The organism is Georgenia satyanarayanai, from assembly GCF_023715365.1.
GTDB lineage: Bacteria > Actinomycetota > Actinomycetes > Actinomycetales > Actinomycetaceae > Oceanitalea > Oceanitalea satyanarayanai_B.
This window is the reverse complement of record NZ_JAMBNZ010000001.1, coordinates 344,135-368,337: the sequence shown is the minus strand read 5'-3', so window position 1 is coordinate 368,337 and position 24,203 is coordinate 344,135. Positions and strand designations below refer to the sequence as shown.

The window sequence follows — 24,203 nt, the reverse complement described above, 5'->3', positions numbered from 1 at the left end:
GGCGTGCCCCCGCCCACGGCGGTGGGTCAGCTCAGGCCGTAGCCGTCGTTGTCCTGGAAGTCCAGGTCGATGGCGCGGGCCGCGGTGTCGAGCAGCTCCTGGGCGTCGCCGCCCTCATAGGCACCGAAGAAGGCCTCGGAGAACTGCTGGCTGATGACCGGGTAGGCCGGGGTGATCGGGCGGGGGACCGCGACGCAGTCCGGGCTGGGCACGGCGTCACCGCACGTGGCCTGGAGCGACTCGGCGAAGATCGCGAGCGGGCCGTCCGCGCCGTAGAGCTCGCTGGACTCCAGGACCGTGGTCGTGGCCGGGGGCGCGGCGTTGGCCTCGGTCATGGCAGCGACCTGCTCGTCGGTGGTGAGGAAGTCGAGGAACGCCGCGGCGCCCTCGGCGTCGTCGCTCTCCGGGTTGACGGCCCACGCCCAGGAGCCCTGGCCGCTCTTGGGGCCGGCGCCGAAGTCCGGCAGCGGCAGGACGACGAGGTCCTCGCCCAGCGCCTCGGCGTAGGGGTTGTACATCCAGTGGCCCACCCAGCTCATCGCGACGCGGCCGTCGAGGAAGGCGGCGTCATCGGTGTTCGGGTCGATGTACTCGCGCCAGCCGGCGAAGCGCTCGACGGCGGCGACGACCTCGGGGCTGTTGAGGTTCCCGTCCGCGGCGTTGTCCTCGACGATGTTCTTCCCGGTCGACCAGGCGACCGGCAGGAAGCCGTACGTGGGCCACTCGGCGCCGTAGTTCTCCTTGATGTCCAGGACCTGGCCGTCCTCGTCCTGCGCGGCGAGCGCCTCGAGGGCGGCCTCGAACTCCTCGACCGTCCAGGCGTCCTGCAGGTCCTGCGGGTAGTCGACGCCCGCGGCCTCGAGCTTGGACGCGCTGGCGTAGATGCCGAGGGAGGCGTCGAACTGGGAGACGCCGTAGACCTCGTCGTCGACGGGGTAGGTGTTCTGCGCGAGCGCGGAGTCGGTCTGGTTCTCCAGCGTCTCGGCTGCGACGAGGTCGCCCACGGGGGCGAGCTTCCCGGCGTAGACGAGCGAGGCCATCATCGGGCCGTCGTACTCGAGGACGTCGGGCAGCGAGTCGGCGGAGGTCGTCGTCACCGTGCTCGTGTAGTCGGCCTCGGGGACGAGCTGGAGGGTGGCCGTGTACTCCTCCTGGGAGGAGTTGAAGCCGTCGACGGCGGACTGGAGGGCGTCGACCTCCGACTCCTGGCCCTGGTGGGCCCAGATGGTGATCTCACCGCCGCCCTCGCCGTCGCCCGACGAGGCGCCGTCGTCGTTGCTGCACGCCGTCAGTGCCAGGGCCGCCGCCAGGGCGATCCCGATGGGTGTCCGTCGATTGTTCATCTGCGCTCCCGACGCCTGTGTCCGATGGGGGGTCCGGGCACCGCGGACGGTGCCGAATCGATTCGGCAAGATCGTGGCACCGGTCACCCCGGCTGTCAAGACCACCCACCCCGCGAGAGCCGGATTCCTCACCGGAGAGGTCCGGCTCTCGCGACATGGGTGGTGCGCGCGTGAGGTTGGGCACCTTCACCGACCCTTCACGTCCTCTCATCCCTCCCTCACATCGGCGGCTTATGCTGAACTGTCCGGGCCGCGCGGGTCCGACGTCGGCGATGAGGTGGGTATGAGCGCAGTACTGCAGGTGAACGGTGGGACGCCGCTGAAGGGCGAGATCAGCGTCCGCGGCGCGAAGAACTTCGTCTCCAAGGCCATGGTCGCCGCCCTGCTTGGGGAGTCGCCGTCCGAGCTGCGCAACGTCCCGCAGATCAAGGACGTCGAGGTCGTCTCCGGCCTGCTGCGCCTGCACGGCGTCACGGTGGACTACGACGTCGAGGCCGGCGTCATCCGCCTGGACTCCAGCGACGTCGAGACCGCCCACGTCGCGGACATCGACGCCCACGCCGGCTCCAGCCGCATCCCGATCCTCTTCTGCGGCCCGCTGCTCCACCGCCTGGGGGAGGCCTTCATCCCCGACCTCGGTGGCTGCCGCATCGGCGACCGCCCGATCGACTACCACCTCTCGATCCTGCGCGAGTTCGGCGCCGTCGTGGACAAGCGCCCCCAGGGCATCCACATCACCGCCCCCCGCGGGCTCACCGGCGCCAAGATCCAGCTGCCCTACCCGAGCGTCGGCGCCACCGAGCAGCTGCTCCTCACCGCCGTGCGCGCCAAGGGCAAGACCGAGCTGAGCAACGCCGCCACCGAGCCGGAGATCATGGCGCTCATCGCCTTCCTCCAGCGCATGGGCGCGATCATCTCCGTCGACACCGACCGCGTCATCCGCATCGAGGGCGTCGACCGCCTCGGCGGGGCCACCTACACCGCCCTCACCGACCGCATCGAGGCCGGCTCGTGGGCCTGCGCGGCCCTGGCCACCGGCGGCGACATCATGGTCCGCGGCGCGGACCAGCACGGGATGATGGCCTTCCTCAACACGTTCCGGAAGGTCGGCGGCGACTTCGAGGTCTCCGACGACGGCATCCGCTTCTGGCACCCCGGCGGGGAGCTCAAGTCGATCGTCCTGGAGACCGACGTCCACCCGGGGTTCATGACCGACTGGCAGCAGCCGCTCGTCGTCGCGCTCACCCAGGCCACCGGCCTGTCGATCGTCCACGAGACGGTCTACGAGAACCGCTTCGGCTTCACCGACGCGCTGCGCGGCATGGGCGCCCAGATCCAGGTCTACCGCGAGTGCCTCGGCGGCTCGCCCTGCCGCTTCGGGCACCGCAACTTCTACCACTCGGCCGTCGTCTCGGGCCCGACGCCGCTGCGCGCCGCCGACATCGAGGTCCCCGACCTCCGCGGCGGCTTCTCCCACCTCATCGCGGCGCTCGCCGCCGAGGGCACCTCGCGGGTGAGCGGCATCGACATCATCTACCGCGGCTACGAGGACTTCATGGGCAAGCTCCGCGCCCTCGGCGCGGACGTGAAGCCACTCGACTGAGCAGGTCCACGGCCGGCCCATGACACGTGTCATGGGCCGGCCGTGCGCGTTCCACCCGAGGCGATGACGCCGTGCACCGCTGCACGCGCGAACCCGGGTGGAGGGTGGGGACATGACCACCACCGACACCAGCTCCGTCATCACCGTCACCGGCGTCCAGCGCCGCTACGGCACCGCGAAGGCGGCCTTCACGGCGGTCCGGGGCGTGGACCTCACGGTCCGCCGCGGGGAGCTCTTCGCGCTCCTCGGCACCAACGGTGCCGGCAAGACCTCGCTCCTGGAGGTCGTCGAGGGCATCGCGCCCGCCAGCGCCGGCACCGTCCGCGTCCTGGGCCGCGACCCCTACCGCGAGCGGCACCTCGTGCGCCCGCGCACCGGGATCATGCTCCAGGAGGCGGGCTTCCCCGCCGACCTCACCACCGTCGAGACCGCCCGCATGTGGCACGGCACCCTCGGAGCCCCCATGCCCGTGGCGCACGCCCTCGAGCTCGTCGGGCTGCGCCACCGGGCCGCGGTCCAGGTGAAGTCGCTGTCCGGCGGTGAGCGCCGGCGCCTCGACCTCGCGCTGGCGATCATGGGCCGCCCCGAGATCCTCTTCCTCGACGAGCCGACCACCGGCCTGGACCCGCAGTCGCGCCGCGACGCGTGGGAGCTCGTGCGCCGGCTCCTCGAGGCCGGCACGACCGTCATCCTCACCACCCACTACCTCGAGGAGGCGGAGGAGCTCGCCGACCGCCTCGCGATCATGCACCGCGGCCTGGTGGTCCGCGAGGGCACGGTCGCCGAGATCGTCGCCGGGGAGCCGGCACGCATCCGCTACCGCACGACGGCCGGTGAGCTCGCCGACCCGCGTGCGCTCCACGCCCTGCCCGCCCTCCTCACCGCCGGGCGCACCCGCACCGGTCTCGTCGAGATCGAGTCGCGCGACCTCCAGGCCACGCTCACCGCGCTCCTCGAGCGCGCCAACGCCACCGGGGAGGCGCTGACCAACCTCGAGGCCAGCCACGCCTCCCTCGAGCGGGCCTTCCTCGCGGTGGCCGGGGAGGACGACGACGCCGCGGCGCCGTCGGTCCCCGAGCTCGCCACCGCCTGAGCCGCTCCCGTCAGACCTGATCCGAAGGAACCACGACCGTGACCACCACCGCCCTGCAGCCCGCCACCGCCTCGGCCCCCCGCGCCGGGCGCGCGGCCCGCGTCCTGTCCCTCGTCCGTGCCGAGCTGCTCCTCCTCGTGCGTAACCGCACCACCCTGTTCAACGCCGTCGCCCTCGCCCCACTCACGGTGCTCTTCTTCGCCACCCTCGGGATGACTCCCGACAGCGGGGGCGCGGGCGTCGCCGGCATGCTCCTCACCATGCTCGTGGCGCTCGCTCTGGTCATCGTCGTCTACTACAACCTCACGACGACGATCGTCGCCCGCCGCGAGGAGCTCGTCCTCAAGCGGCTGCTCACCGGTGACGTCTCCCGCGGCGAGATCATCGCGGCCACGGCCGCTCCCGCGGTCCTCGTCCTGCTCGCCCAGCTCGTGCTCGGCGTCGTCGCGATGGCCGTGTGGCTGGAGGTGCCGACGCTGCAGAACCCGCTGTGGGTCGCGGCCGCCGTCGTCGGCGGGGTCGTCCTCTTCGTCCTGCTCGCGACGGCCTCCGCCGGGCTCACCCGGACGGTCGAGACCGCGCAGCTGACGACGCTGCCGATCCTCATGGTCGCCACCGCGCTGTCCGGGCTCGCCATCCCGGTGCACATCATGCCTGACGCCCTCGCGACGGTCGCGCAGTGGACGCCGATGTTCCCCGTCGTCGCCCTCGTCCAGCACGGTCTCGGCGCCGTGGCGTTGGACGGGACGCTCGCCTCAGGGGCCTTCGCGGATGTCGCCCAGCCCCTCGCGGCCTTGGCCCTGTGGATCGTCCTCGGCGCACTGGCCACCCGGCGCTGGATGCGCTGGGAGCCGCGCCGCTGACCGGCCCGCTGACCGTCCCGCCCCGCGGCTGCTGAGAGGATGCGACCATGCGACTAGTCGACTCGTGGCGCCGCCGCACCGGGCCGGAACGCTTCGAGACGTACACCCGCTGGACGCTCTACCTCCTCCTCGGGATGGTCCCGCTCCTCGCGGCCTCGGTCATCGGGACCACCGAGCTCGACCCGGACCGGACCGCCGCTTTCACCGCCTACGCCGGTCTCGTCGTCGTCGAGACTGGCGTGGCGATCCTCGTCATCCGCCAGGGCGTCACCGCCTTCCGCGACAGCACGCCGCTGCCGCGCGGGCCGGTGGCGCTCCTGCTCGTCCTCACGGGCGCGGCCGTCGTCGCCGCGATGCTCGGGCTGCCGCCGGCCGGGGAGATCGGCTGGCAGGGCAGGGGAGCGGCCGTGCTCCTCGCGCTCGCCACCTGCCTGTTCGCGGTGACGCCCGTGCTCACCTCCCCGGTCCTCGTTCCGCTGTCCCTCGTGGTGAGCGCCGCCGCGGCCCTTGCCAACCGGCCCGCCCTCGATTGGCCCCTCGTCCCCACGACGGCCCTGATCTTCGGGATCGTCATGGTCGCCCTCACCCCGAGCTTCCGGATCTCGGTGTGGATGCTCGGGGTCGTCTGGGAGCAGGAGCGCACCCGCCAGCTCCACGCGCGCCTCGCCGTCGCCGAGGAGCGGCTGCGCTTCTCCCGCGACCTCCACGACGTCCTCGGCCGGGCACTGTCCGCGATCGCGCTCAAGAGCGAGCTCGGCGCCGAGCTCAGCCGCCGCGGCCAGGGGGAGCGGGCCGCCGAGCAGATGCTCGAGGTCCGCGAGCTGGCAGGCGACTCGCTGCGCGAGGTGCGCGCCGTCGTCGCCGGCTACCGACAGGCCGACCTCGCCACGGAGGTCGCCGGCGCCCGCTCGGTGCTCCGCTCGGCCGGCGTGCGCACCCGGATCATCGGCGAGGACACCACGCTGCCCCCGCGGGTCCAGTCCGCGCTCGCGTGGGTGGTGCGAGAAGGGGCGACGAACGTCGTGCGACACTCCTCGGCCGACTCGTGCACCATCGACGTCGCCGTGGTCGAGGAGGCGGGGGAGCGCCTGGCCCAGCTGACCATCGTCAACGACGGCGTGAGCGGCCCGCCGTCCACCGGCTCCGGCCTCGTCGGCCTCTCCGAGCGCCTCGCCGACCTCGGCGGCACGGTGGCGACCGAGGCCCCCGGGGGCACCTTTACCCTGCGGGCGCACGTCCCGCTCGGCGGCGACGACGCCGGTGGCACGATGGGAGCACCATGATCCGCATCCTCCTGGCCGACGACGAGAACCTCATCCGCGACGCCCTCGCCGGCCTCCTCGGGCTGGAGGAGGACATCGAGGTCGTCGCGCAGGCCGCGTCCGGCCCGGAGGCGGTCGCCGCGGGCCGCCACCACCGTCCCGACGTCGCCGTCCTCGACCTCCAGATGCCGGGGCTCGACGGGATCGCCGTCGCCCAGCAGCTCGCCGCCGAGGTGCCCGGCTGCCGCTCGGTCATCGTCACGAGCCACGGGCGACCCGGCTACCTCAAGCGGGCCCTGGAGGCCGGTGTCTCGGCCTTCCTGCCCAAGACGGTCTCGGGGCGGGTGCTCGCCGACGTCGTGCGCCAGGTCCAGGCCGGCGGGCGCTACGTCGACCCCGAGCTCGCCGCGGAGGCCATCAGCGCGGGCGACTCCCCGCTCACCCCGCGCGAGGCCGACGTCCTCGAGCTCGCCGCGGACGGCACGCCCGTGGAGGAGATCGCCCAGCGCGCCCACCTCAGCCCCGGGACGGTCCGCAACTACCTCTCCGCGGCCGCGATGAAGCTGGGCGCCGCCAACCGCCACGAGGCCGTCCAGGTCGCCCGCCGCCACGGCTGGATCTGAGCCCGCTCGTCCCCCGAGCGGACCGGGTGTTGCTGCACCCGGTGTGAGAAATCATCCTGCCGGCACGAGAAATGCGTCGGAAGCTGGATGACAAAAGGGCGCGGGGTGGTTTAGCGGGCCTCTTCCGACGGTTTCGGAGAATCAAAAGGTGGTGGCCTTACAGCAATGTCATTCAGCGGGTGCAGCAGAAGTCTGCAGTCCCGGTGGACACGGCATTGTCAGGGCTGAGAATGACCGCTAACGTCCTGCTCGTCGGGGGGGCGTGATCGTGCTGGACGACGTCGTCCACCGGCATTCGAAAATCCGGATGTGATCGCGTTCTGTGTGCGCGTGAAAACCGCATCCAGTCGCAGGACGTCATCACCACGATGAAGTGAGGATGTGCAGTCATGGCAATTCCCATCAGACGGGGGCGGGCGGTCGGTATCACCGCCGTCGCCGCCCTCGGGCTCGGCGCCCTGGGCGCCGCCCCGGCGCTCGCCGCACCGGCCGACGCCCAGATCACCGACGCCGTCGTCCTCGTCGAGACCCTCGACGAGGGCGCCAAGGTGACGGCGCTCGCGGTCCAGTACTCCGAGGAGCTCGACTTCGGCGACGTGCCCCTGGACCCCGACGCGTTCACCGTCACCGCCCGGCGCAGCGGCTCGACCCCCGGCAACACGAGCACCGGGGAGCGGACCGTCACCCACGCGTACCTCAGCGACGCGCCTCAGCGCTCCGCGGAGCGGGCCGGCACGAGCGGGGAGTGGGTGATCCTCGAGCTGTCCCGCTACGACGCGAACGCCGGCGTCCTGTTCTACACGGGCATCAACAACCAGTACCCGCTCGACGGCGCCTACTCGGTGCGCCAGACCGAGGACCTCGTCGGTGACGACGAGACCGTCCCGGCCCGCTCGACGACGGTGGTCAACACCGAGGTCGTCCGCTCCGTCGTCGACGACTTCTCCGTCGAGCAGTGGACGGGGGAGGGCTCGGACTTCGCCTACCGGTTCTTCGAGCCGGAGGCCGTGCGCGACGGCGAGGACGACGGGCGGCTCTACCCCCTCGTCCTCGCGCTCCACGGGTCGGGGGAGTCGGGCACCGACAACGCCGCCCAGCTCCTCGCCAACCGTCTCGTCACGTCGTGGGCCGAGCCAGCGGCGCAGGCCGAGCACCCCGCCTTCGTCATGGCACCGCAACGTCACCCCGACCTGTCGTGGCAGGACGAGGAGGGGCGCGCCGGTCTCTTCGCGATGGTCGAGCACGCCAAGGAGACGCTCCCCATCGACCCCGACCGGGTCTACATCACCGGCCTGTCCCTCGGGTCGATCGGCACGTGGAACCTCCTCATCGACGACTCGGACGTCTTCGCCGGTGCCGTCACCGTGGCCTACGGTCCGGGGGCGAACCCCGGCCTGGCGGAGCTCGTCGACTTCCCGATCTGGCAGTTCCACTCCGAGGACGACCGCACGGTGCCGGTGCAGGGCGTCTACGACAGCGTCACCGCCCTCGAGGCGCTCGGGGTCGACGTCGTCCAGCGACGGTGGGCGGGCAACCTCCCGCTCGCCGAGGCCGTCGCGCTGCAGACCGAGCAGCGCCGCGCCGCGCAGGACATCGGTGCCCACCACCTCGTGACCATCTTCGAGGCGGGCACGACCGGCACACCGCCGGACGCCGACGGTCCGAGCATCCCGCTCAGCGGCCACTTCTCCTGGGTGCCGGCCTACAACAACGCGGTCACCCACGACTGGCTCATGTCCCAGGTCCGCGGCGCCACCCAGCCGGTGACCGGGCAGACGACGGACGGATTCGACGTCGAGGTCTCCATCCCGGAGACCGGCGGCCTCGCCGTGGCGGTCGGTGCCGACCGGGTGAGCCTCGGGACGGCCGGGCTCGAGACCGGGCTCAGCCACCTCGCGGCGTCGGGTGACCTGCCCACCATCACGGTGGCCGACACCCGGCCGGCCGACCCTGGCTGGTCGCTCACCGCCGAGGTGAGCGACTTCCGGGCCGGGGCCGCGGTGCTCGAGGGCCGGTACCTCGGGGTGACCCCCCGCGTGCTCTCCGCCGCGCCCACCCAGGAGGTCACCGCCGGGGAGCCCGTCGCCCCCGGTGAGGGCTTCACCGAGGGCACGACCCTCGCCTCGGCCGCCCCCGGCGGCGGCCGCGGCACGACGACGGTCGGCGGGGAGCTGCTCCTGCACGCCCCCACCTCGACGGTTCCCGGTGACTACGTCGCCCGGGTGACCGTCACCGTCTTCTAGCGGGTCCGCCGGTGCGGGAGGGCCCGCCCCTCCCGCACCGGCACACCCGACAGACCCCAAGGAGAACCCCATGAGACGTCTTGCCACCGCGGCCGCGATCCTCGCCGCCGCCCTGCTCGGTACCCCCGCCGCCGCGGAGGAGGCCCCGCCACCCGCCGCCTGGGAGGTGCTGCCCGCCCCCGACGACGACGGCCCGCGGCAGGCCTTCGAGCTCACCCTCGACCCCGGGCAGACGCACGAGGACACCGTCCTCGTCCGCAACCGCGGCCCGGAGGAGATCACCGTGGACGTGTGGGCGACCGACGCCGTCACCACACCCTCGGGGGACCTCGGCCTGCTCCTGGCCGAGGACGCCCCGCGCTTCGCCGGCGCCTGGATCACGCCGGCGACGGCGCGCCTCACCCTCGAGCCCGGCGGGGAGGGCGCCGTCCCCTTCACCGTCACGGTCCCCGAGAACGAGCAGCCGGGTGACTACGTCGCCGGCGTCGTCGTGTCGATGCCGCGCGGGGAGACGACGAGCACGGGCGAGCGGGTGCTCGTCGAGGCCCGTGTCGCCAGCCGCGTCTACCTGCGGGTTCCCGGTGACCTCGCGCCCGCCGTCACGGTCTCCGAGCTCACCCTCACCCGGGACGCCCCGTGGTGGAACTTCTGGTCCGGCGACACCCGGGTCGACTTCACCGTGACGAACGAGGGCAACGCCCGGCTCATGCCCCAGTCCGCGGTGACGCTCAGCAGCCCCTTCGGCCCGCTCTCCGCGGCCCCCGCGACAGTCGCGCTGCCCGAGCTCATGCCCGGGGACCGGCTGCGCGCCTCGGCGCTCACCGGGGTCGCCGACTCCCTCGTTCTCCCCGGCGTGCCCGCGTGGGGCCTGCTCAGCGCCGACGTCTCCGTCCTCGCGCGGCTGAGCACCGGCCCCGACGCCGTCCGCGAGACGGCCACCGTCACCGCCGTCGCGGTGCCGTGGGTGCCGGCCGCCGTCGTCGTCCTCGTCCTGGCGCGGGTGGCGTTCGGCACCGTCCGCCTCGTGCGGCGGCGGCGTGCCGCCCGCCGCCCCGTCCCGACGACGGCGCCCGCCCCGGTGGAGGAGGTGGTGGCGGCTCCCGCCGTCGGGAGCGCGTAGGGCACGACGATACGATCCCCGGGTGACCAGACCCGTCCCTCGGATGTACCGCGTGATCGCCGGGCTGCTGCGCCCGCTGCTGCGGGCGACGATGCGCCGCGACTGGCGCGGCGCCGCGCACCTGCCCGCCGAGGGCGGCTTCATCGCGGCCGGGAACCACCTGACGAACGTCGATCCGCTCGTCTTCGCGCACTACCTGTACAACCACGGTGCCGCGCCGCGCTTCCTCGCCAAGCACACGCTCTTCGCGGTGCCGGTCGTCGGCTGGGTGCTGCGCCGCGCCGGGCAGATTGCCGTCGAGCGGGACAGCGCCTCGGCGCTCGCGGCCCTCGAGCCGGCGCGGGACGCCCTCGCGCAGGGGCTGTGCGTGGGGATCTTCCCCGAGGGCACCTTCACCCGTGACCCCGACCTGTGGCCGATGACGGCGAAGCTCGGCGTCGCCCGACTGGCCCTCTCCGCGCGCGTGCCGGTGGTGCCGGTCGCGCAGTGGGGGCCGCAGGACGTGCTCGCCCGCTACGGGAAGGTGCTCCACGTCGTCCCGCGCCGCACCGTGCGGGTCGAGGCCGGCCCGCCCGTGCCGCTGGAGGACCTGTACGGCCGCGAGGACGACCCGCAGGCGCTGCGCGAGGCGACCGAGCGCGTCATGGCCGCGATCACCGAGATCCTCGCCGGTCTGCGGGGCGAGCAGCCCCCTGCCCGCGTGTACGACACCCGCCGCGACGGCGACCCGCGCGCCGCCGAGCTCGCCGCCCGCGCCGAGCGCAAGCGTGCCCGCCGCGCTGCCCGCACCACCCACAGCGAGAGGGATGCATGACCAGCACGACCACCGCCCCGGCCCCGCGCGCCGCGGTCCTCGGCACCGGCAGCTGGGGCACGACCTTCGCCGCCGTCCTCGCCGACGCCGGCAACGAGGTCACCATGTGGGGCCGCTCGCCCGAGGCGTGCCGCGAGATCACCGAGGAGCACCGCAACGAGCGGTACCTGCCCGGCGTCACCCTGCCGGGTGGCGTCACGGCGACGACGGACCTGCGCGCCGCGCTCGGCGGCGCCGCCCTCGTCGCGGTGGCCGTCCCGTCCCAGGCGGTGCGCGCGGCGCTGTCCGGCTCCGCGGACGCGCTCGAGGCCGGCGCCGTCGTCGTCTCGCTCATGAAGGGCGTCGAGCTCGGCACCCACAAGCGGATGAGCGAGGTGCTGCGCGAGGCGCTCGGTCTGGAGGAGCGGCGGGTCGCTGTCGTGTCCGGGCCCAACCTCGCCCGCGAGATCGCCACCCACCAGCCCACGGCCACCGTCGTCGCCGCGAGCGACGAGGCCACCGCCGCCCGGGTCGCGCACGCCTGCGCCACCCCGTACTTCCGGCCCTACACGAACACCGACGTCGTCGGCGTCGAGCTCGGTGGTGCGGTGAAGAACGTCATCGCGCTCGCCGTCGGCATGGCCCAGGGCGCCGGCTTCGGGGACAACACGACCGCGACGATCATCACGCGCGGGCTGGCCGAGACCACCCGCCTGGGTCTCGCGCTCGGCGCCCAGGCCGAGACCTTCGCCGGCCTCGCGGGCCTGGGGGACCTGGTGGCGACCTGCGCCTCGCGGCTGTCGCGCAACAACACCCTCGGCCGGCACGTGGGCGAGGGGATGTCGCTGGAGGAGGCCGTGGCCGCGACCGGCGGGACCGCCGAGGGCGTGAAGTCGTGCCGCGCCGTCCTCGAGCTCGCCGCCGCGCACGGCGTCGACCTGCCGATCAGCCAGGCCGTCGCCGCCGTCCTCCACGAGGGCCTGCCGGTGCTCGCGATGACCGAGGCGCTGCTCTCCCGGCCCCGCAAGGCCGAGGGCGTCTAGGGCTCAGTCCTCCGGGTCGGCGATGTCGATGACGAGGCGGGCGGGGTCGTCGAGCGTGAAGACCCGGTAGTCCGCCGGGCCGTCGTCGACGCCGATGAACAGCTGGGTCAGCCCCTCGAAGGTCCCCAGGTAGTGGACCTCGTCGATGATGTCCGGGCCGTCGAGCGGCTCGCCGGGGACGTAGTGCTCCTCGCCCTCGTCGGGGTAGCGGGTGCCGGAGACGTGCACGGAGAGGATCGCCTCGCCGTCGACGTCCACGCGATCGCCGCGACCGTCCTCGATCGCCTCGTCGACGTACTCGACCTGCCAGCCGGGCACGCCCTCGCCGGTGAGCTCGACGACGACGCGGTCGAAGCCGTCGTGGTCGCCCACGCGCAGGCCGACCGGGAGGAGGAGGTCGCCGCTCGGCTCGGCGCTCTGCGCGGTGCCGGCGGGGCCAAAGGCCGGCGCGTCGGTCGGCTCCTCCGGGGCGGGTGTGGCGGCCGGCGCGTCGGTGCTCGCCTCCGGGCCGGCCGACGGCTCCCCGGTGGGGGAGGCGTCGGTCGTCGGCTCGGTGACGACGGGCGGCGGGTTCGTCGACGTGGACGGTGAGGGCTCGCCGTCGTCGTTCCCGCACGCGGCGAGCGCGAGGGCGGCGAGCGAGGCGGCGGCGACGATCCGGGTGGTGCGCGAGGCAGTCATGCCCCGATGTTAGACGGCGGCCGCCGCGGCGAGCGCGTGCTGCAGGTCGGCCCACAGGTCCTCGACGTCCTCGACGCCCACGGACATGCGCACGAGGTCGTCGGGCACGGTGGGGGCCTCGGAGGCGAAGCGCCGGCGCCGCTCGAGGCTCGACTCGACGCCGCCCAGGCTCGTGGCGGGCACCCACAGGTGCACCGCGGAGACGAGGGCGTCCGCGCCGGCCCGCCCGCCCGCGGGGCGCAGGGTGATGACCGAGCCGTAGCCGTCCATCTGGGCGGTGGCACGCTCGTGCTGCGGGTGGCTGGCCAGCGAGGGGTGGGAGACGGCGACGACGTGCTCGTGGCCCTCGAGGCGGCGCGCGAGCTCGGCGGCGTTGGCCTGGGAGCGCTCGACGCGCAGCGCGAGGGTGCGCAGGCCGCGCAGCGCGAGCCATGTCTCCCACGGCCCGGCGATGCCGCCGCCGATGTCGCGGCGGGTGCGCACGGCGTCGTAGAGCTCGCGCGAGCTCGTGAGGACGGCACCGAGGATGAGGTCGGAGTGGCCGGCGAGGTACTTGCTCACCGAGTGGACGACGACGTCGGCACCGAGCTCGAGGGGACGCTGCGCCAGCGGGGTGGCGAAGGTGTTGTCGACGACGACGACGGCGCCGGCCGCGTGGGCGGCGGCACTGACCGCGGCGATGTCGGCGATCTCGAGCATCGGGTTGGTGGGCGTCTCGACCCACACGAGCGAGGTCGTGCCGCTCTCGATCGCGGCGACGACGGCGGCGGTGTCGGCGATGTCGACCTCGACGAGCTCGACGTTGCTGCGCTCGACCAGGTGCCGGGCCGCGACGAGGGAGGCGTGGTAGGCGTGGCGCGGGACGACGAGCCGGGTGCCGGGGCGGGTGAGGTCGAGCGCGGCGCTGACCGCGGCCATGCCCGAGGCGAAGACCAGACCCGGCTCGGCGGCGCGCTCGAGGCCGGCCAGCGCCTCCTCCAGCGGCTCCCACGTCTCGGTGCCCAGGCGGGTGTAGACGGGGGCTCCGGGCGCCGCGGCGCCGCGGCCCACGTAGGTGGAGGACAGGACCACCGGCGGGTTGACCGGCGCCCCCTCGGTGCGCTCGGGGCGCCCGGCGACGACGGCGTAGGTGGCGGGGCTGAGGTCTCGGTCGTTCACGGCGTCAGGGTAGACCTGCACGCGCGTTGCCCCGCGACACGTCCCACGAGCGCGGCCGGCCGTCCGGGCCCGGGGACGGGCGGCGCGCAGGGGGCCGGGCCGGGGGGCGGCCACGTGAGCCCGCCCACGCGGGCGGCGGGTTGCCGGGGCGGTGCCGGCGGCCGCCGGTAGTCTCACAGGCGATGAGCGACTCGACCCAGCCCGCGTTCCCTCCTGCCGCCGCCCCCGGCGCCGCCGCCGGGGCGCCGCGCCGCACCCGGGTGGCCCTCGTCTTCGGCGGGCGCAGCGGCGAGCACGCGATCAGCTGCGCCACGGCCGCCGGGGTGCTCCGCGCCCTGGACCGCGAGCGCTACGACGTCCTGCCCATCGGCATCACGCCGTCGGGCCAGTGGGTGCTCGCGCCGGACGACCCGGACGCCCTGTCCATCGCCGGCGGGGACCTGCCGCAGGTCGCGGAGGCCGAGGGCGACGTCGTCCTGCCCATGGCGGACGTGCGCCGCGAGCTCACCGTCACCGAGGCCGGCCGGCTGCCGCGCAGCCTCGGTCAGGTCGACGTCGTCTTCCCCGTGCTCCACGGGCCCTTCGGGGAGGACGGCACGCTCCAGGGGCTGCTCGAGATGGCCCAGCTGCCCTACGTCGGCTCCGGGGTGCTCGCGTCCGCGGCCGGCATGGACAAGCACTACATGAAGGTCGTCCTCGCGGGGCACGGGCTGCCGGTGGGGCCCTACACGGTCATCACCCCGCGGCAGTGGCGCAGCGACGCCGATGCCGCGATGGAGTCCGTCGACAGCCTCGGCTACCCGGTCTTCGTCAAGCCCGCGCGCGCCGGCTCGTCCCTCGGCATCACGAAGGTCGACCGCCGCGCCGAGCTCGCCGACGCCATCGCCGAGGCGCAGCGCCACGACCCCAAGGTCGTTGTCGAGGCGGCCCTCGAGGGCCGGGAGATCGAGTGCGCCGTCCTCCAGGGCCGCGGTGACGACGCCCCGCGTACCGCGCTGCCGGGGGAGATCGTCGTCGACGGCCACGCCTTCTACGACTTCGAGGCGAAGTACCTCGACGCCGCCCACGTCCAGCTCAGCTGCCCCGCCGAGCTGCCCCAGCACGTCATCGACGAGGTGCGGGTCGTCGCGGCGCGGGCCTTCGAGGCGCTCGGCTGCGAGGGCCTGGCCCGGGTGGACTTCTTCGTCACCGGCTCGGGCCGGGTGACCGTCAACGAGGTCAACACGATGCCCGGCTTCACGCCGTACTCGATGTACCCGCTCATGTGGGAGCGCAGTGGCCTGCCTTACCCCGAGCTGGTGGACGAGCTCATCCAGCTCGCCCTGGACCGCCCAGTGGGCCTCCGCTGACCCACCCCTCACCTCCCCGCATTTCCCGCATATGCGGGAAAATCACCGCCGGAGTGCGCGAACGCCTGCAGCTTTCCCGCATATGCGGAGGAGAGTGTGCGGAGGAGACGGGTCAGAGGTCGTCGGCGCCGACGCAGGCGCGCTCGGCTGTCGTCCGCTCCACCGCCGACGCCAGGTCGACCAGGACTGCCGTGGGCTGGTCGCCGCCGCGCTCGGTCGGCACGACGACCTCCACCGCGGGCACGCGCCCGTAGGTGATGAAGGTCCACGAGCCGTTCTCGCGCCGGGCGTGGTCGGGGACCATGGCGTCGTCGGCCTCGAGGGCGAGCCAGTCGACGGAGGTCTCGCCCGACTCCACGGTGATGCACCGTTCGGTGCTCGGGCCGGGGACCTCGACGCCGCAGCGCAGCGTGATCGCCGGCTCGCCCCAGCCGGCGATGGACTGACTGCCGATCGAGCGCTCCTCACCACCGGCGAGCACACCCGGCAGCGCCTGGAGCACCTCCCCGCAGACCGGGTCCGCGGCGTCGGGGCCGGCGGGCACCGTCACCGGTGGGGAGCACGCCCCCACCGCCACCACAGCTGCCGCCACCGCCACCATCCGCCGTCGTCTCACGTCCCTCACGGTAACCCGCCGCCCGGGCGCGCCGGTGCCCCGGGTAGCGTGGCCGGGTGACCGACACCTCCGCGCTCCCCGTCAGTGCGCTGAGCGAGGGCGAGCTCCTCGCCCGCTTCACCCCGCTGCTCCCGCGCGGACGCGCCACCCTCGTCCCCACGGGTGACGACGCCGCCGTCGTCGCCGCCCCGGACGGGCGCTTCGTCGTGTCGACCGACGTCCTCGTCGAGGACCACCACTTCCGCCGCGGCTGGGGCACCGCCCGCGACGTCGGGGCCCGGGCCGCCGCACAGAACCTCGTCGACATCGCCGCCATGGGCGCCGTCCCGACGAGCACCGTCGTCGGCCTCGTCCTGCCGCCGGCCACCCCTGTGGGCTGGGTCGAGGACCTCGCCCGCGGCCTCGCTGACGTGTGCGGACCGCTGGGCGTCGGCGTCGACGGCGGCGACCTCAGCGCGGGGGAGCGGCTCGTCGTCGCCGTCACCGTCCACGGCGACCTCGAGGGCCGTGACCCCGTCCTGCGCTCCGGCGCCCGGCCCGGCGACGTCCTCGCCCATGCCGGCGCGATCGGGCGGGCCGCCGCCGGCCTCGCCGTCCTGGCCGTCGGCACGGAGCACGACGACGGCGACGACGACGGCGCAGCGGCCGCCGCGGTCGGCGCCTTCCTGCGGCCCGCGCCGCCCTACGCCGCCGGCCCGGCCGCCGCGGACGCGGGGGCGAGCGCGATGATGGACGTGAGCGACGGCCTGCTGCGCGACACCGGCAGGCTGGCGCGCGCCTCGGGTGCCGAGATCGTCCTCGACCCGCTCGCCGACTCCCTCGCCGGTGACCTCGCCGCCCTCGCGCCTCTCGCGGCGCGGCTCGGCACCGAGCCGGCGGCCTGGCTGCTCACCGGGGGCGAGGATCACGGCCTGCTCGCGACCTTCCCTCCGAGCGCCCTGCTGCCGGCGGGCTTCCGGCGCATCGGCACGGTGCGAGCAGGTGTGCCGGGTGTCCTCACGGCGCCGCAGGACGCGCCGCACGCCGCCGCCGTCGGCTGGGACCACTTCCGCCGGTAAGAGGTCCGGCAGCCCCGCCCCGACCATGCGCCCGCCGGTCCCACTGGGCGCCCGCCCTGCCCGGTGCACCGTCGACCTGACACCGGCACGGTGGGAGGGGCCGGATGGTCCGCGCCTACGCCTCCGCGACGAAGAGCTCGCTCGTGACGTTGTAGTACCGCTCCGTCGTGCCGCGGTGCTCCATGCCGACGCGCAGCGCCACCCGCTGCGAGGCCTCGTTCTCCGGGTACGTCACCGCCACCACGCGCGGGAGCCCGCAGGCCAGGGCGTGGGCCAGCACGGCGGCCGCCGCCTCGCTCGCGTAGCCGCGCCCCCACGAGTCCGGGTGGAGGTGCCAGCCGATCTCGGTGTCGCCGGAGGGCTGCAGCGGAAGCGTCGGACCGGACAGGGGGATGTCCTTGAGGAGCAGCGTGCCGTGCCGCCGGCCGCCGTCACGGTCGGCGACGAGCCAGATCCCGTGGACGGGGTGGCCGTCCAGGCTGCGGTAGCGCGCGACGCGTTCGACCGCCTCGGCGCGGTCGGTGACCACCCGCGGCTCGGCGCCGAGGAAGCGCTGGACCTCCCAGCGGGAGTGGAGGTCGAGGGCGAAGTCGACGTCGTCCTGCGTCCACGCACGCAGGAGGAGGCGGTCGGTGGTGAGCTCGGGCACCGCGACACAGTACCCGGGCACGCCGAGAGGGCCGCCCGGTACCCGGGCGGCCCTCTCGGTCAGGCTCTGGTCACCCGGCGGGCCGGGTGACGGAAAGATCAGGCGCTGGTGGCGCGCTGCACCTTGCCGGCCTTGAGGCACGAGGTGCAGACGTTCATCCGCTTCGCGGTGCCGTTCACGTTCGTGCGCACGCGCTGGATGTTCGGGTTCCACCGACGGCTCGTCCGCACGTGGGAGTGCGAGACGCTCTTGCCGAAGCTGGGGTGCTTGCCGCAGACGTCGCAGGTGGCAGCCACGGTCTTCTCCTGAATCTCTTGCTGGCAACACGATCTGCTCGATCGTGGGGGTCTGTCGTGGTCGACGACGCAGGCCGGCCGACCGCCCGTACGGGCAACCTGAGCAGGATACCCGACGCCGTGGCGCGCGCCCAAACGGGCTCGGGCGAGGTGCGTCACGGTGTCAGGGGCGGGCACTAGCCTGGACACGATCGACGATACCCGGGAGGACGGACGTGGCGGACACGCTCACCGTGCTCGGGCCCGCGGACGTGCGCCGCTGGTTCGAGCAGGGGCTGAGGTCCCTCCTCGCCGTCCGCCGGCAGGTCGACGTCCTCAACGTCTTCCCCGTCCCGGACGGGGACACCGGCACCAACCTCGTCCTCACCCTCGCCGGTGCCGCCCGCGCTGCCGGCCGCCTCGGCCCGGAGGCGGACCTCACCGCGCTCACCGCCGCCGCGGCCCGGGGTGCGCTCGTCGGGGCGCGGGGCAACTCCGGGGTCATCCTCAGCCAGGCGATGCGCGGCCTGGCCCGCGCGGTCGCGGGCCGGGACTCCATGGACGGCCCGGCCACCGCCGCCGCGCTCAGCGCCGCCGCCCAGGACGCCCGCCAGGCGGTGGCCCGCCCCGTCGAGGGCACCGTCCTCACCGTCGCCGCGGCCGCCGCCCGGGCCGCGGAGGAGGCGCCCGACCGGAGCCTGGCCGGCGTCGTCACCGCCGCCGCGCAGGGCGCCGCCCGCGCGCTCGGCGACACCCGCAGCCAGCTCCCGGTCCTCGCCGAGCGGGGCGTCGTCGACGCCGGCGCCGCGGGCTACACGATCCTCCTCGAGGCGCTCGCGTCGGTCGTCGACGGCGGTGCCCCCGCCACGGCCCGCGCCCGGGAGGCGCTGGCGAGCCTGCCCGCGCACGGGCCGGTGGCCCACCAGGCCGCGTGCGCCCTCGGTGCGGGCGTCGTCGGGGCCGAGGACGGCGGGCAGGGCGATCTCGAGGTCATGTACGTCCTGCACGCGACGGCACGTGAGGCGGCCGCGCTGCGCACCCGCCTCGACACCGCGGGCGAGTCGGTCGCCGTCGTCGGCGGCAGCGAGGGGCCGGGGGAGCGCGGCCTGTGGCAGGTCCACGTCCACACCGCCGAGCCCACCGCCGTCCTGGCGGACGGCGCCGAGCAGGTGTGCGTCCGCTCGCTCACCGCCCCGCCCGCCGGCGTCGTCGCCTGCACGCGCCTGCCCGGGCTCGTCGCCCCGCTCGCCGCCACCGGCGCCGTCGTCGTCCTGCACCCCGACCCCGCGGGCCTCGAGCGCGGCGTCGTCGACGCCGGCGCGCGCGGGATCCTGCTCCTGCCCTGCGACGAGGAGTCGGCGGCGCTGGCCGGCCGGGTCCTCACCGACGGGCCCTTCCTCCCGCAGCGCGTTGCGGTGGCCGCCACCCGCTCCGAGCCCGCCGTCCTCGCCGTCGTCGCCGAGCAGCACCTCGGTGCGCCCGCCACCGAGCGGCTGGCCGCGGCCGACGACGTCGCAGGCAGGGTCCGCACCGCCAGCTGCGCCGTCGCCGGGCTCGAGGAGACGGTGGCCCGGCTCGTGCAGCCGGGGGACGAGCTCCTCACCGCCGTCGTCGGCACCGGCGCCGCGAGCGTCGCCGGCCGGCTGCGCACCGCCGTCCTCGCCCGTGCGCCGGAGGCCGAGGTGCTCGTCCTCGACGCCGGCGTGCCCGTGCCCGAGCTGCTCCTGGGGGCCCAGTGACCGCCCTGACCACCCCGCTGGCTCGGCTCGTCGGGGACCGCACCGCCAAGGTGCTGGCCAAGCTCGGCATCGAGACGGCCTGGGACCTGCTGCGCCACTACCCGCGCCGCTACGGGGAGCCGGGCCGGCTCACCGACTTCACCGACCTGCCGGTGGGGGACCACGTCACGGTCAACGCCATGGTCGTGCGCACCTCGCTGCGCTCCACCCGCAACCCGCGGACCGCGATGCTCGACGTCACGGTGAGCGACGGGCGGCGCGAGCTGCTCCTGCGCTTCTTCGGCGGACGCGGCATGCTCACCAGCCGCGAGAACCAGCTGCGCGGCGGCCGGGTGGGGCTGTTCACCGGCACCGTCGAGGAGTTCGGCGGCCGGCGGATGCTCAAGAACCCCGACTTCCGCTTCGTCGACGACGAGGAGGAGAGCGAGCTGGCGGCGCTGGAGCAGTCGCGGCCCATCCCCTTCTACCCGGCGAGCGCGTCGCTGCCCACGTGGCGGATCCGCGGTGCGGTCCAGACGGTCCTCGAGCCCCTCCACGAGGCCGACGTCTCCGACCCCGTCCCCTTCCGCGTCCTCCAGCGCGAGAAGATGCCCACGCTCCTGGAGGCGCTGCGGCTGGTGCACGCCCCCATGACGGAGGCGGACTGGCGCCGCGGCCGCGAGCGGCTGCGGTACGAGGAGGCCTTCGTCCTCCAGACGGCGCTCGCGGTGCGGCGCGCCGAGGCAGAGGCCACCGCCGCCACCGCGCGCCCCGCACGGGAGGGCGGCATCCGCGAGGCCTTCGAGGCGCGGCTGCCCTTCACCCTCACGCACGGCCAGCAGGAGGTCGTCGCCGAGCTGTCCGCCGAGCTCGCCCGGCCCTGGCCGATGCAGCGCCTGCTCCAGGGCGAGGTTGGCTCGGGCAAGACCGTCGTCGCGCTGCTCGCCATGCTCCAGGTTGTCGACGCCGGGGGGCAGGCCGCGCTCCTCGCCCCCACCGAGGTGCTCGCCGCCCAGCACGCCCGCTCGGTCACCGCGCTGCTCGGCCCGCTCGCCGAGGCCGGGATGCTCGGCGGCGCGGAGAACGCCACCCGCGTCACCCTGCTCACCGGCGCCATGCCGGCCACCGCCCGGAAGAAGGCGCTCCTCGCCGCAGCGTCGGGGGAGGCGGGGATCGTCATCGGCACCCACGCGCTGCTCTCGGAGGACGTCCAGTTCGCGGAGCTCGGGCTCGTCGTCGTCGACGAGCAGCACCGCTTCGGCGTCGAGCAGCGTGACGCCCTGCGCGCCAAGGCCGCCACCGCCCCGCACCTGCTCGTCATGACGGCCACCCCCATCCCACGGACCGTGGCGATGACCGTCTTCGGTGACCTCGAGACGTCCACCCTCCGGGAGATCCCCGCCGGCCGCTCGCCCATCCGCACCTTCCTCGCCCCGGCCAAGAACGCGCGGTGGACCGAGCGCACCTGGCAGCTGGCCCGGGAGGAGGTGGACGACGGCGGGCGCGTGTACGTCGTGTGCCCGCGCATCACGTCCGAGGGCGACGACGTCGAGACCGACCTCCTCACCGAGACCGACGCGCCGCCCGCCGAGGACGCGCCGGCCGGCAGCGGCGCCGCCCCCGCCCGGCCGCTGGCCGCCGTCGACGAGGTCGCCGCGCTCCTGCGCGAGCACCCCGTCCTCGAGGGCGTCGCGGTGGGCGAGCTGCACGGCCGGATGTCGCCGGAGGACAAGGAGGCGGCCATGGCCGCCTTCTCCTCGGGGCAGGTGCCGGTCCTCGTGACGACGACGGTCGTCGAGGTGGGCGTCGACGTCCCCGAGGCCTCGGTCATGGTCATCATGGACGCCGAGCGCTTCGGGATCTCCCAGCTCCACCAGCTGCGCGGCCGCATCGGCCGCGGTGCCCGCCCGGGCACGTGCATCGCCTGGACCACCGCCGTGGAGGACACCCCGGCGATGACCCGCCTGCGCGCCTTCGAGGCCACCACCGACGGCTTCGAGCTGGCCCAGGTGGACCTCGAGCAGCGCCGCGAGGGCGACATCCTCGGCGCGGCCCAGTCCGGCCGCGGCAGCTCGCTGCGGCTGCTGCGCGTCCTCACCGACACGACGGTCATCGAGAAGGCGCGCTGGGACGCGCGCGCGCTCGTCGACCAGGACCGCCTGCTCATGGACCACCCGGCCCTGCTCCAGGCGATCACCGAGCAGCTCGACCCCGAGCGCGCCCAGTTCCTCGACCGGTCCTGAGGCGTGCCGTGGACGCCACCGACCGGGAGCGGGTCCTGCTCGAGCGTGCCGGCCTGGAGGTGACGGCGCACCGGGGTGACGTCCGGGGACGCCGACGGCGGCGGACCCGGCGGCCGCTAGGCTCGCCCCCATGCCCGACGAGCCGCTCCTTCGCGCCCGGTCCCTGAGCGTCGGCTACGGCGAGGAGCCGGTCTGCGCGCCCGTCGACCTCGACGTGCGGCCCGGGGAGGGCGTCGCCGTCATCGGCGCCAACGGCACCGGCAAGTCGACCGTCCTCCGCACCATTCTCGGTCTGCAGGAGCCGCTCGGCGGCCGCGTGAGCCTGCTCGGCAGCCCGCCCGACCCGCGCACCGGCGAGGTCCGCGCCGCGGTGGCCAGCGTCCTCGGCGACGACGCCTTCTTCCCGGCGCTCACCGTCACCGAGCACCTCCTCCTCACCGCCCTCGGCCACCGGGTTCCCGAGGCCCGGGAGATCGTCGCCGACCTCGTCGAGGACTTCGGGCTCGCCGACCGCGCCGACGCGCTGCCCTCGGCCCTGTCCTCCGGGCAGCGCCGCCGGGTGCTGCTCGCCGCGGCCTTCGCCCGCCCCCGCTCGCTCCTCGTCCTCGACGAGCCCGAGCAGCGCCTGGACGCCGGCATGCGCAACCGGCTCGCGGAGATGCTCGTCCAGGAGCGCGAGGACGGCGGCGCCGTCCTCGTCGCCTCCCACGACCCCGTACTCGTCGAGCGGGCCGCCACGCGCGTCGTCCTCCTCCACGACGACGGCGTGCAGGTCCTGGACCCCGCCGCCGGCGCCGCGGCGATCGCCGCGCTGTGAACACCTCGGGCGCCGAGGGCTACCCGAGCGGCGGCGCCATGCGCCGCTGGACCCGGTTCGTGCTGCGCGCCCGCAGCAGCACGAGCGCCGGTGAGCTGCTCTCCGACGCCTACACGGTCGTCCTCACGCTGGCCGTCACCGTCGCGATGGTCGCCGCGCTGGCCCGCAGCCAGGGCCTGCTGCGCGCGGGCGCCCCGCCGGAGCTCGACACCGCCTGGATCACCGTCCTCCTCGCCGTCGCCGTCCTCGGGGTGGCGACCGGCCTCCTCGCGCGCACGGGACCCGTGTCCCTGGGTGGCGCGCAGACGGCGTGGTGGCTGCCGCTGCCGGGGGAGCGCGGCTCCCTCCTGCGGCCCTCCCTCGTCGCGCCGACCGTCGCCTCGGCGACCACCGGCGCCGCCACCGGGCTGCTCCTCGTCCTCGCGCTCGACCCCGCCGTCACCGCCGGGCACGGCGTCGCCGCGGCGCTCGCCGGGCTCGGCCTGGGGGCGGCGCTCGCCCTCGGGCTCGTGCCCCTCGAGGCGGCGGGACGACGGCGGGTGGCCGGCACCGCCGGGGACCTCCTCCTCGCGCTCGTCCCCGTCGCCGCCCTCGGGCTCGCCCTCGCCCCGCCCGCCCCGCTCACCGTGAGCGGGGCGTGGTGGCCGGCCGCCGCGGCCGCCGGGCTGGCCGTGCTCGCCGCCGTCGCCGCGCTGCGGTCGCTGCCACGGGTCCACGACAGCGAGCTGCGCGAGCGCGGCGCCGCCACGGTGGAGCTGCGCGGCGCCTCGCTGACGATGGACACCCGCGCGCTCGGCCGCGCCCTGGACACCCAGCCGCGGCGGGGCCGGCGCCGCGGCTCGGCCCGGTTCTCGGCCGTGCCGGGCCTTGTGAGGACGCTCGGGCCGGGCGTCGTCGTGGCCGTGGCCGACGCACGCCTGCTCCTGCGCGCGCCGCGGCGGCTCGTCCAGCTGGGCTGCGGGGCCGCGCTCGCGCTCCTCGCCCCCTTCGTCCCGTCCCTGCCGGCGCTCCTCAGCGCCCTGCTCGTCGTCGCTGGGGCGTGGGTCGCGGCCCTCACCACCGCTCAGGGTGCCCGCGACGCGGAGGCGGTGCCCGCCGTCGACGCCCTCCTGCCGGTGGCCCAGCGCACCGTGCGGACCTGGCGCCTGGCCGTGCCGGTGCTCGCCATGCTCGGGTGGACGGTGCCCGTCTTCGCCGTCCTGGGGAGCACCCACGACGACGTCGCGGGCTGGCTCGCGCTCGGCCTGCTCGCCGCGCCGGTGTGGGCCGGGGGCGCGGTCCGCTCCGCCTACCGGCCCCAGGCCGACTTCTCCGGCCCGCTCATCATCACGCCGATGGGCGTCTTCCCTCCCGGGATGGCGACGATCGCCAACACCGGCCCCGACGTCGTCCTGCTGGGGGCGATCCCGCTGCTCGTCGCCGTCCTCGTCGGCGCGGTCACGCCCGTCCTGCTCGGCCTGCAGGTCGCGCTCACGGCGCTCGCCGTCGTCCTCGCCGTCCGCCCGGCGCGCCGCAAGGAGGACCCGTGAGGTCCCCGCGCTGGGTGGCGTGGGCGGTGGGCGGCGTCGTCGTCGCCATGGTCGTCGTCGCCGTGCTGCTCGTCGCCGCCGTGCTCAGCCTGTCGCCGGGTGACCTGTCCGGCGCGGCGTAGGG

The 24,203-nt window shown here is 75.1% G+C and carries 22 protein-coding genes; 16 read left to right on the top strand and 6 right to left on the bottom strand.

Features of this window, described 5'->3' with window-relative positions; genetic code table 11:
- Positions 1-26: 26 nt before the first annotated feature.
- The gene (locus tag M3148_RS01630; RefSeq protein WP_251302896.1) at positions 27-1,343 is read right to left on the bottom strand and encodes a sugar ABC transporter substrate-binding protein; all 1,317 of its coding nucleotides are present in this window, start codon (positions 1,341-1,343) and stop codon (positions 27-29) included.
- A gap of 283 nt (positions 1,344-1,626) precedes the next feature.
- On the opposite strand from M3148_RS01630, the gene murA reads away from it, so the two are divergent.
- The 9 genes from murA (at position 1,627) to M3148_RS01585 (ending at position 11,986) form a co-directional block, all read left to right on the top strand.
- Complete coding sequence (murA, locus tag M3148_RS01625; protein ID WP_251302895.1) at positions 1,627-2,946, top strand: UDP-N-acetylglucosamine 1-carboxyvinyltransferase; 1,320 nt, start codon at positions 1,627-1,629, stop codon at positions 2,944-2,946.
- 112 nt (positions 2,947-3,058) lie between these two features.
- Positions 3,059-4,039 carry an ABC transporter ATP-binding protein gene (locus M3148_RS01620; RefSeq protein WP_251302894.1) on the top strand — a complete coding sequence of 327 codons (981 nt, stop codon included), beginning with the start codon at positions 3,059-3,061 and terminating at the stop codon, positions 4,037-4,039.
- A 38-nt stretch (positions 4,040-4,077) separates the two neighbouring features.
- Positions 4,078-4,902 (top strand): ABC transporter permease, encoded by an 825-nt coding sequence (locus tag M3148_RS01615; RefSeq protein ID WP_251302893.1) that lies wholly within the window; start codon positions 4,078-4,080, stop codon positions 4,900-4,902.
- Between the two features lie 47 nt (positions 4,903-4,949).
- On the top strand, positions 4,950-6,185 hold the full coding sequence (locus M3148_RS01610) for a sensor histidine kinase (RefSeq protein ID WP_251302892.1): 1,236 nt from the start codon (positions 4,950-4,952) through the stop codon (positions 6,183-6,185).
- Positions 6,182-6,787 carry a response regulator transcription factor gene (locus tag M3148_RS01605; protein ID WP_110853818.1) on the top strand — a complete coding sequence of 202 codons (606 nt, stop codon included), beginning with the start codon at positions 6,182-6,184 and terminating at the stop codon, positions 6,785-6,787. The genes M3148_RS01610 and M3148_RS01605 overlap by 4 nt, the downstream gene beginning before the upstream one ends.
- 389 nt (positions 6,788-7,176) lie before the next feature.
- Positions 7,177-9,030: a hypothetical protein gene (locus tag M3148_RS01600; RefSeq protein WP_251302891.1), complete on the top strand. Its 1,854-nt coding sequence runs from the start codon at positions 7,177-7,179 to the stop codon at positions 9,028-9,030.
- A gap of 70 nt (positions 9,031-9,100) precedes the next feature.
- A complete protein-coding gene (locus tag M3148_RS01595) occupies positions 9,101-10,150 on the top strand; it encodes a WxL protein peptidoglycan domain-containing protein (protein ID WP_251302890.1) in 1,050 nt (349 codons plus the stop codon).
- A 22-nt stretch (positions 10,151-10,172) separates the two neighbouring features.
- On the top strand, positions 10,173-10,964 hold the full coding sequence (locus M3148_RS01590; RefSeq protein ID WP_251302889.1) for a lysophospholipid acyltransferase family protein: 792 nt from the start codon (positions 10,173-10,175) through the stop codon (positions 10,962-10,964).
- Positions 10,961-11,986, top strand: a complete 1,026-nt coding sequence (locus tag M3148_RS01585; RefSeq protein WP_251302888.1) for an NAD(P)H-dependent glycerol-3-phosphate dehydrogenase — start codon at positions 10,961-10,963, stop codon at positions 11,984-11,986. The genes M3148_RS01590 and M3148_RS01585 overlap by 4 nt, the downstream gene beginning before the upstream one ends.
- Positions 11,987-11,989: 3 nt before the next feature.
- On the opposite strand, the gene M3148_RS01580 is transcribed toward M3148_RS01585, so the two are convergent.
- The gene (locus tag M3148_RS01580; protein WP_251302887.1) at positions 11,990-12,667 is read right to left on the bottom strand and encodes an AMIN-like domain-containing (lipo)protein; all 678 of its coding nucleotides are present in this window, start codon (positions 12,665-12,667) and stop codon (positions 11,990-11,992) included.
- A gap of 9 nt (positions 12,668-12,676) precedes the next feature.
- Positions 12,677-13,825: a trans-sulfuration enzyme family protein gene (locus tag M3148_RS01575; RefSeq protein ID WP_251302886.1), complete on the bottom strand. Its 1,149-nt coding sequence runs from the start codon at positions 13,823-13,825 to the stop codon at positions 12,677-12,679.
- A 182-nt stretch (positions 13,826-14,007) separates the two neighbouring features.
- Between M3148_RS01575 and M3148_RS01570 the strand changes: the two genes are divergently transcribed.
- Positions 14,008-15,174 carry a D-alanine--D-alanine ligase family protein gene (locus tag M3148_RS01570; protein ID WP_251302885.1) on the top strand — a complete coding sequence of 389 codons (1,167 nt, stop codon included), beginning with the start codon at positions 14,008-14,010 and terminating at the stop codon, positions 15,172-15,174.
- Positions 15,175-15,286: 112 nt separating this feature from the next.
- On the opposite strand, the gene M3148_RS01565 is transcribed toward M3148_RS01570, so the two are convergent.
- Positions 15,287-15,790 (bottom strand): DUF3515 family protein, encoded by a 504-nt coding sequence (locus M3148_RS01565; RefSeq protein WP_251302884.1) that lies wholly within the window; start codon positions 15,788-15,790, stop codon positions 15,287-15,289.
- Positions 15,791-15,846: 56 nt separating this feature from the next.
- Between M3148_RS01565 and M3148_RS01560 the strand changes: the two genes are divergently transcribed.
- On the top strand, positions 15,847-16,848 hold the full coding sequence (locus M3148_RS01560; RefSeq protein WP_251302883.1) for a thiamine-phosphate kinase: 1,002 nt from the start codon (positions 15,847-15,849) through the stop codon (positions 16,846-16,848).
- A gap of 115 nt (positions 16,849-16,963) precedes the next feature.
- Here M3148_RS01560 and M3148_RS01555 read toward each other — a convergent pair whose 3' ends face one another.
- Positions 16,964-17,497: a GNAT family N-acetyltransferase gene (locus M3148_RS01555; protein WP_251302882.1), complete on the bottom strand. Its 534-nt coding sequence runs from the start codon at positions 17,495-17,497 to the stop codon at positions 16,964-16,966.
- 98 nt (positions 17,498-17,595) lie between these two features.
- The gene (gene rpmB, locus M3148_RS01550; RefSeq protein WP_110853808.1) at positions 17,596-17,793 is read right to left on the bottom strand and encodes a 50S ribosomal protein L28; all 198 of its coding nucleotides are present in this window, start codon (positions 17,791-17,793) and stop codon (positions 17,596-17,598) included.
- Positions 17,794-18,008: 215 nt separating this feature from the next.
- Between rpmB and M3148_RS01545 the strand changes: the two genes are divergently transcribed.
- From M3148_RS01545 to M3148_RS17695, 5 genes are all read left to right on the top strand, one after another.
- Positions 18,009-19,511 (top strand): DAK2 domain-containing protein, encoded by a 1,503-nt coding sequence (locus M3148_RS01545; RefSeq protein ID WP_251302881.1) that lies wholly within the window; start codon positions 18,009-18,011, stop codon positions 19,509-19,511.
- The gene (locus M3148_RS01540) at positions 19,508-21,733 is read left to right on the top strand and encodes an ATP-dependent DNA helicase RecG (protein ID WP_251302880.1); all 2,226 of its coding nucleotides are present in this window, start codon (positions 19,508-19,510) and stop codon (positions 21,731-21,733) included. Before M3148_RS01545 ends, M3148_RS01540 begins: the two co-directional genes overlap by 4 nt.
- 130 nt (positions 21,734-21,863) lie before the next feature.
- A complete protein-coding gene (locus M3148_RS01535; RefSeq protein WP_251302879.1) occupies positions 21,864-22,550 on the top strand; it encodes an ABC transporter ATP-binding protein in 687 nt (228 codons plus the stop codon).
- Complete coding sequence (locus tag M3148_RS01530) at positions 22,547-24,079, top strand: DUF6297 family protein (RefSeq protein ID WP_251302878.1); 1,533 nt, start codon at positions 22,547-22,549, stop codon at positions 24,077-24,079. The genes M3148_RS01535 and M3148_RS01530 overlap by 4 nt, the downstream gene beginning before the upstream one ends.
- On the top strand, positions 24,076-24,201 hold the full coding sequence (locus M3148_RS17695; protein WP_285882641.1) for a hypothetical protein: 126 nt from the start codon (positions 24,076-24,078) through the stop codon (positions 24,199-24,201). The genes M3148_RS01530 and M3148_RS17695 overlap by 4 nt, the downstream gene beginning before the upstream one ends.
- Positions 24,202-24,203: the final 2 nt, after the last annotated feature.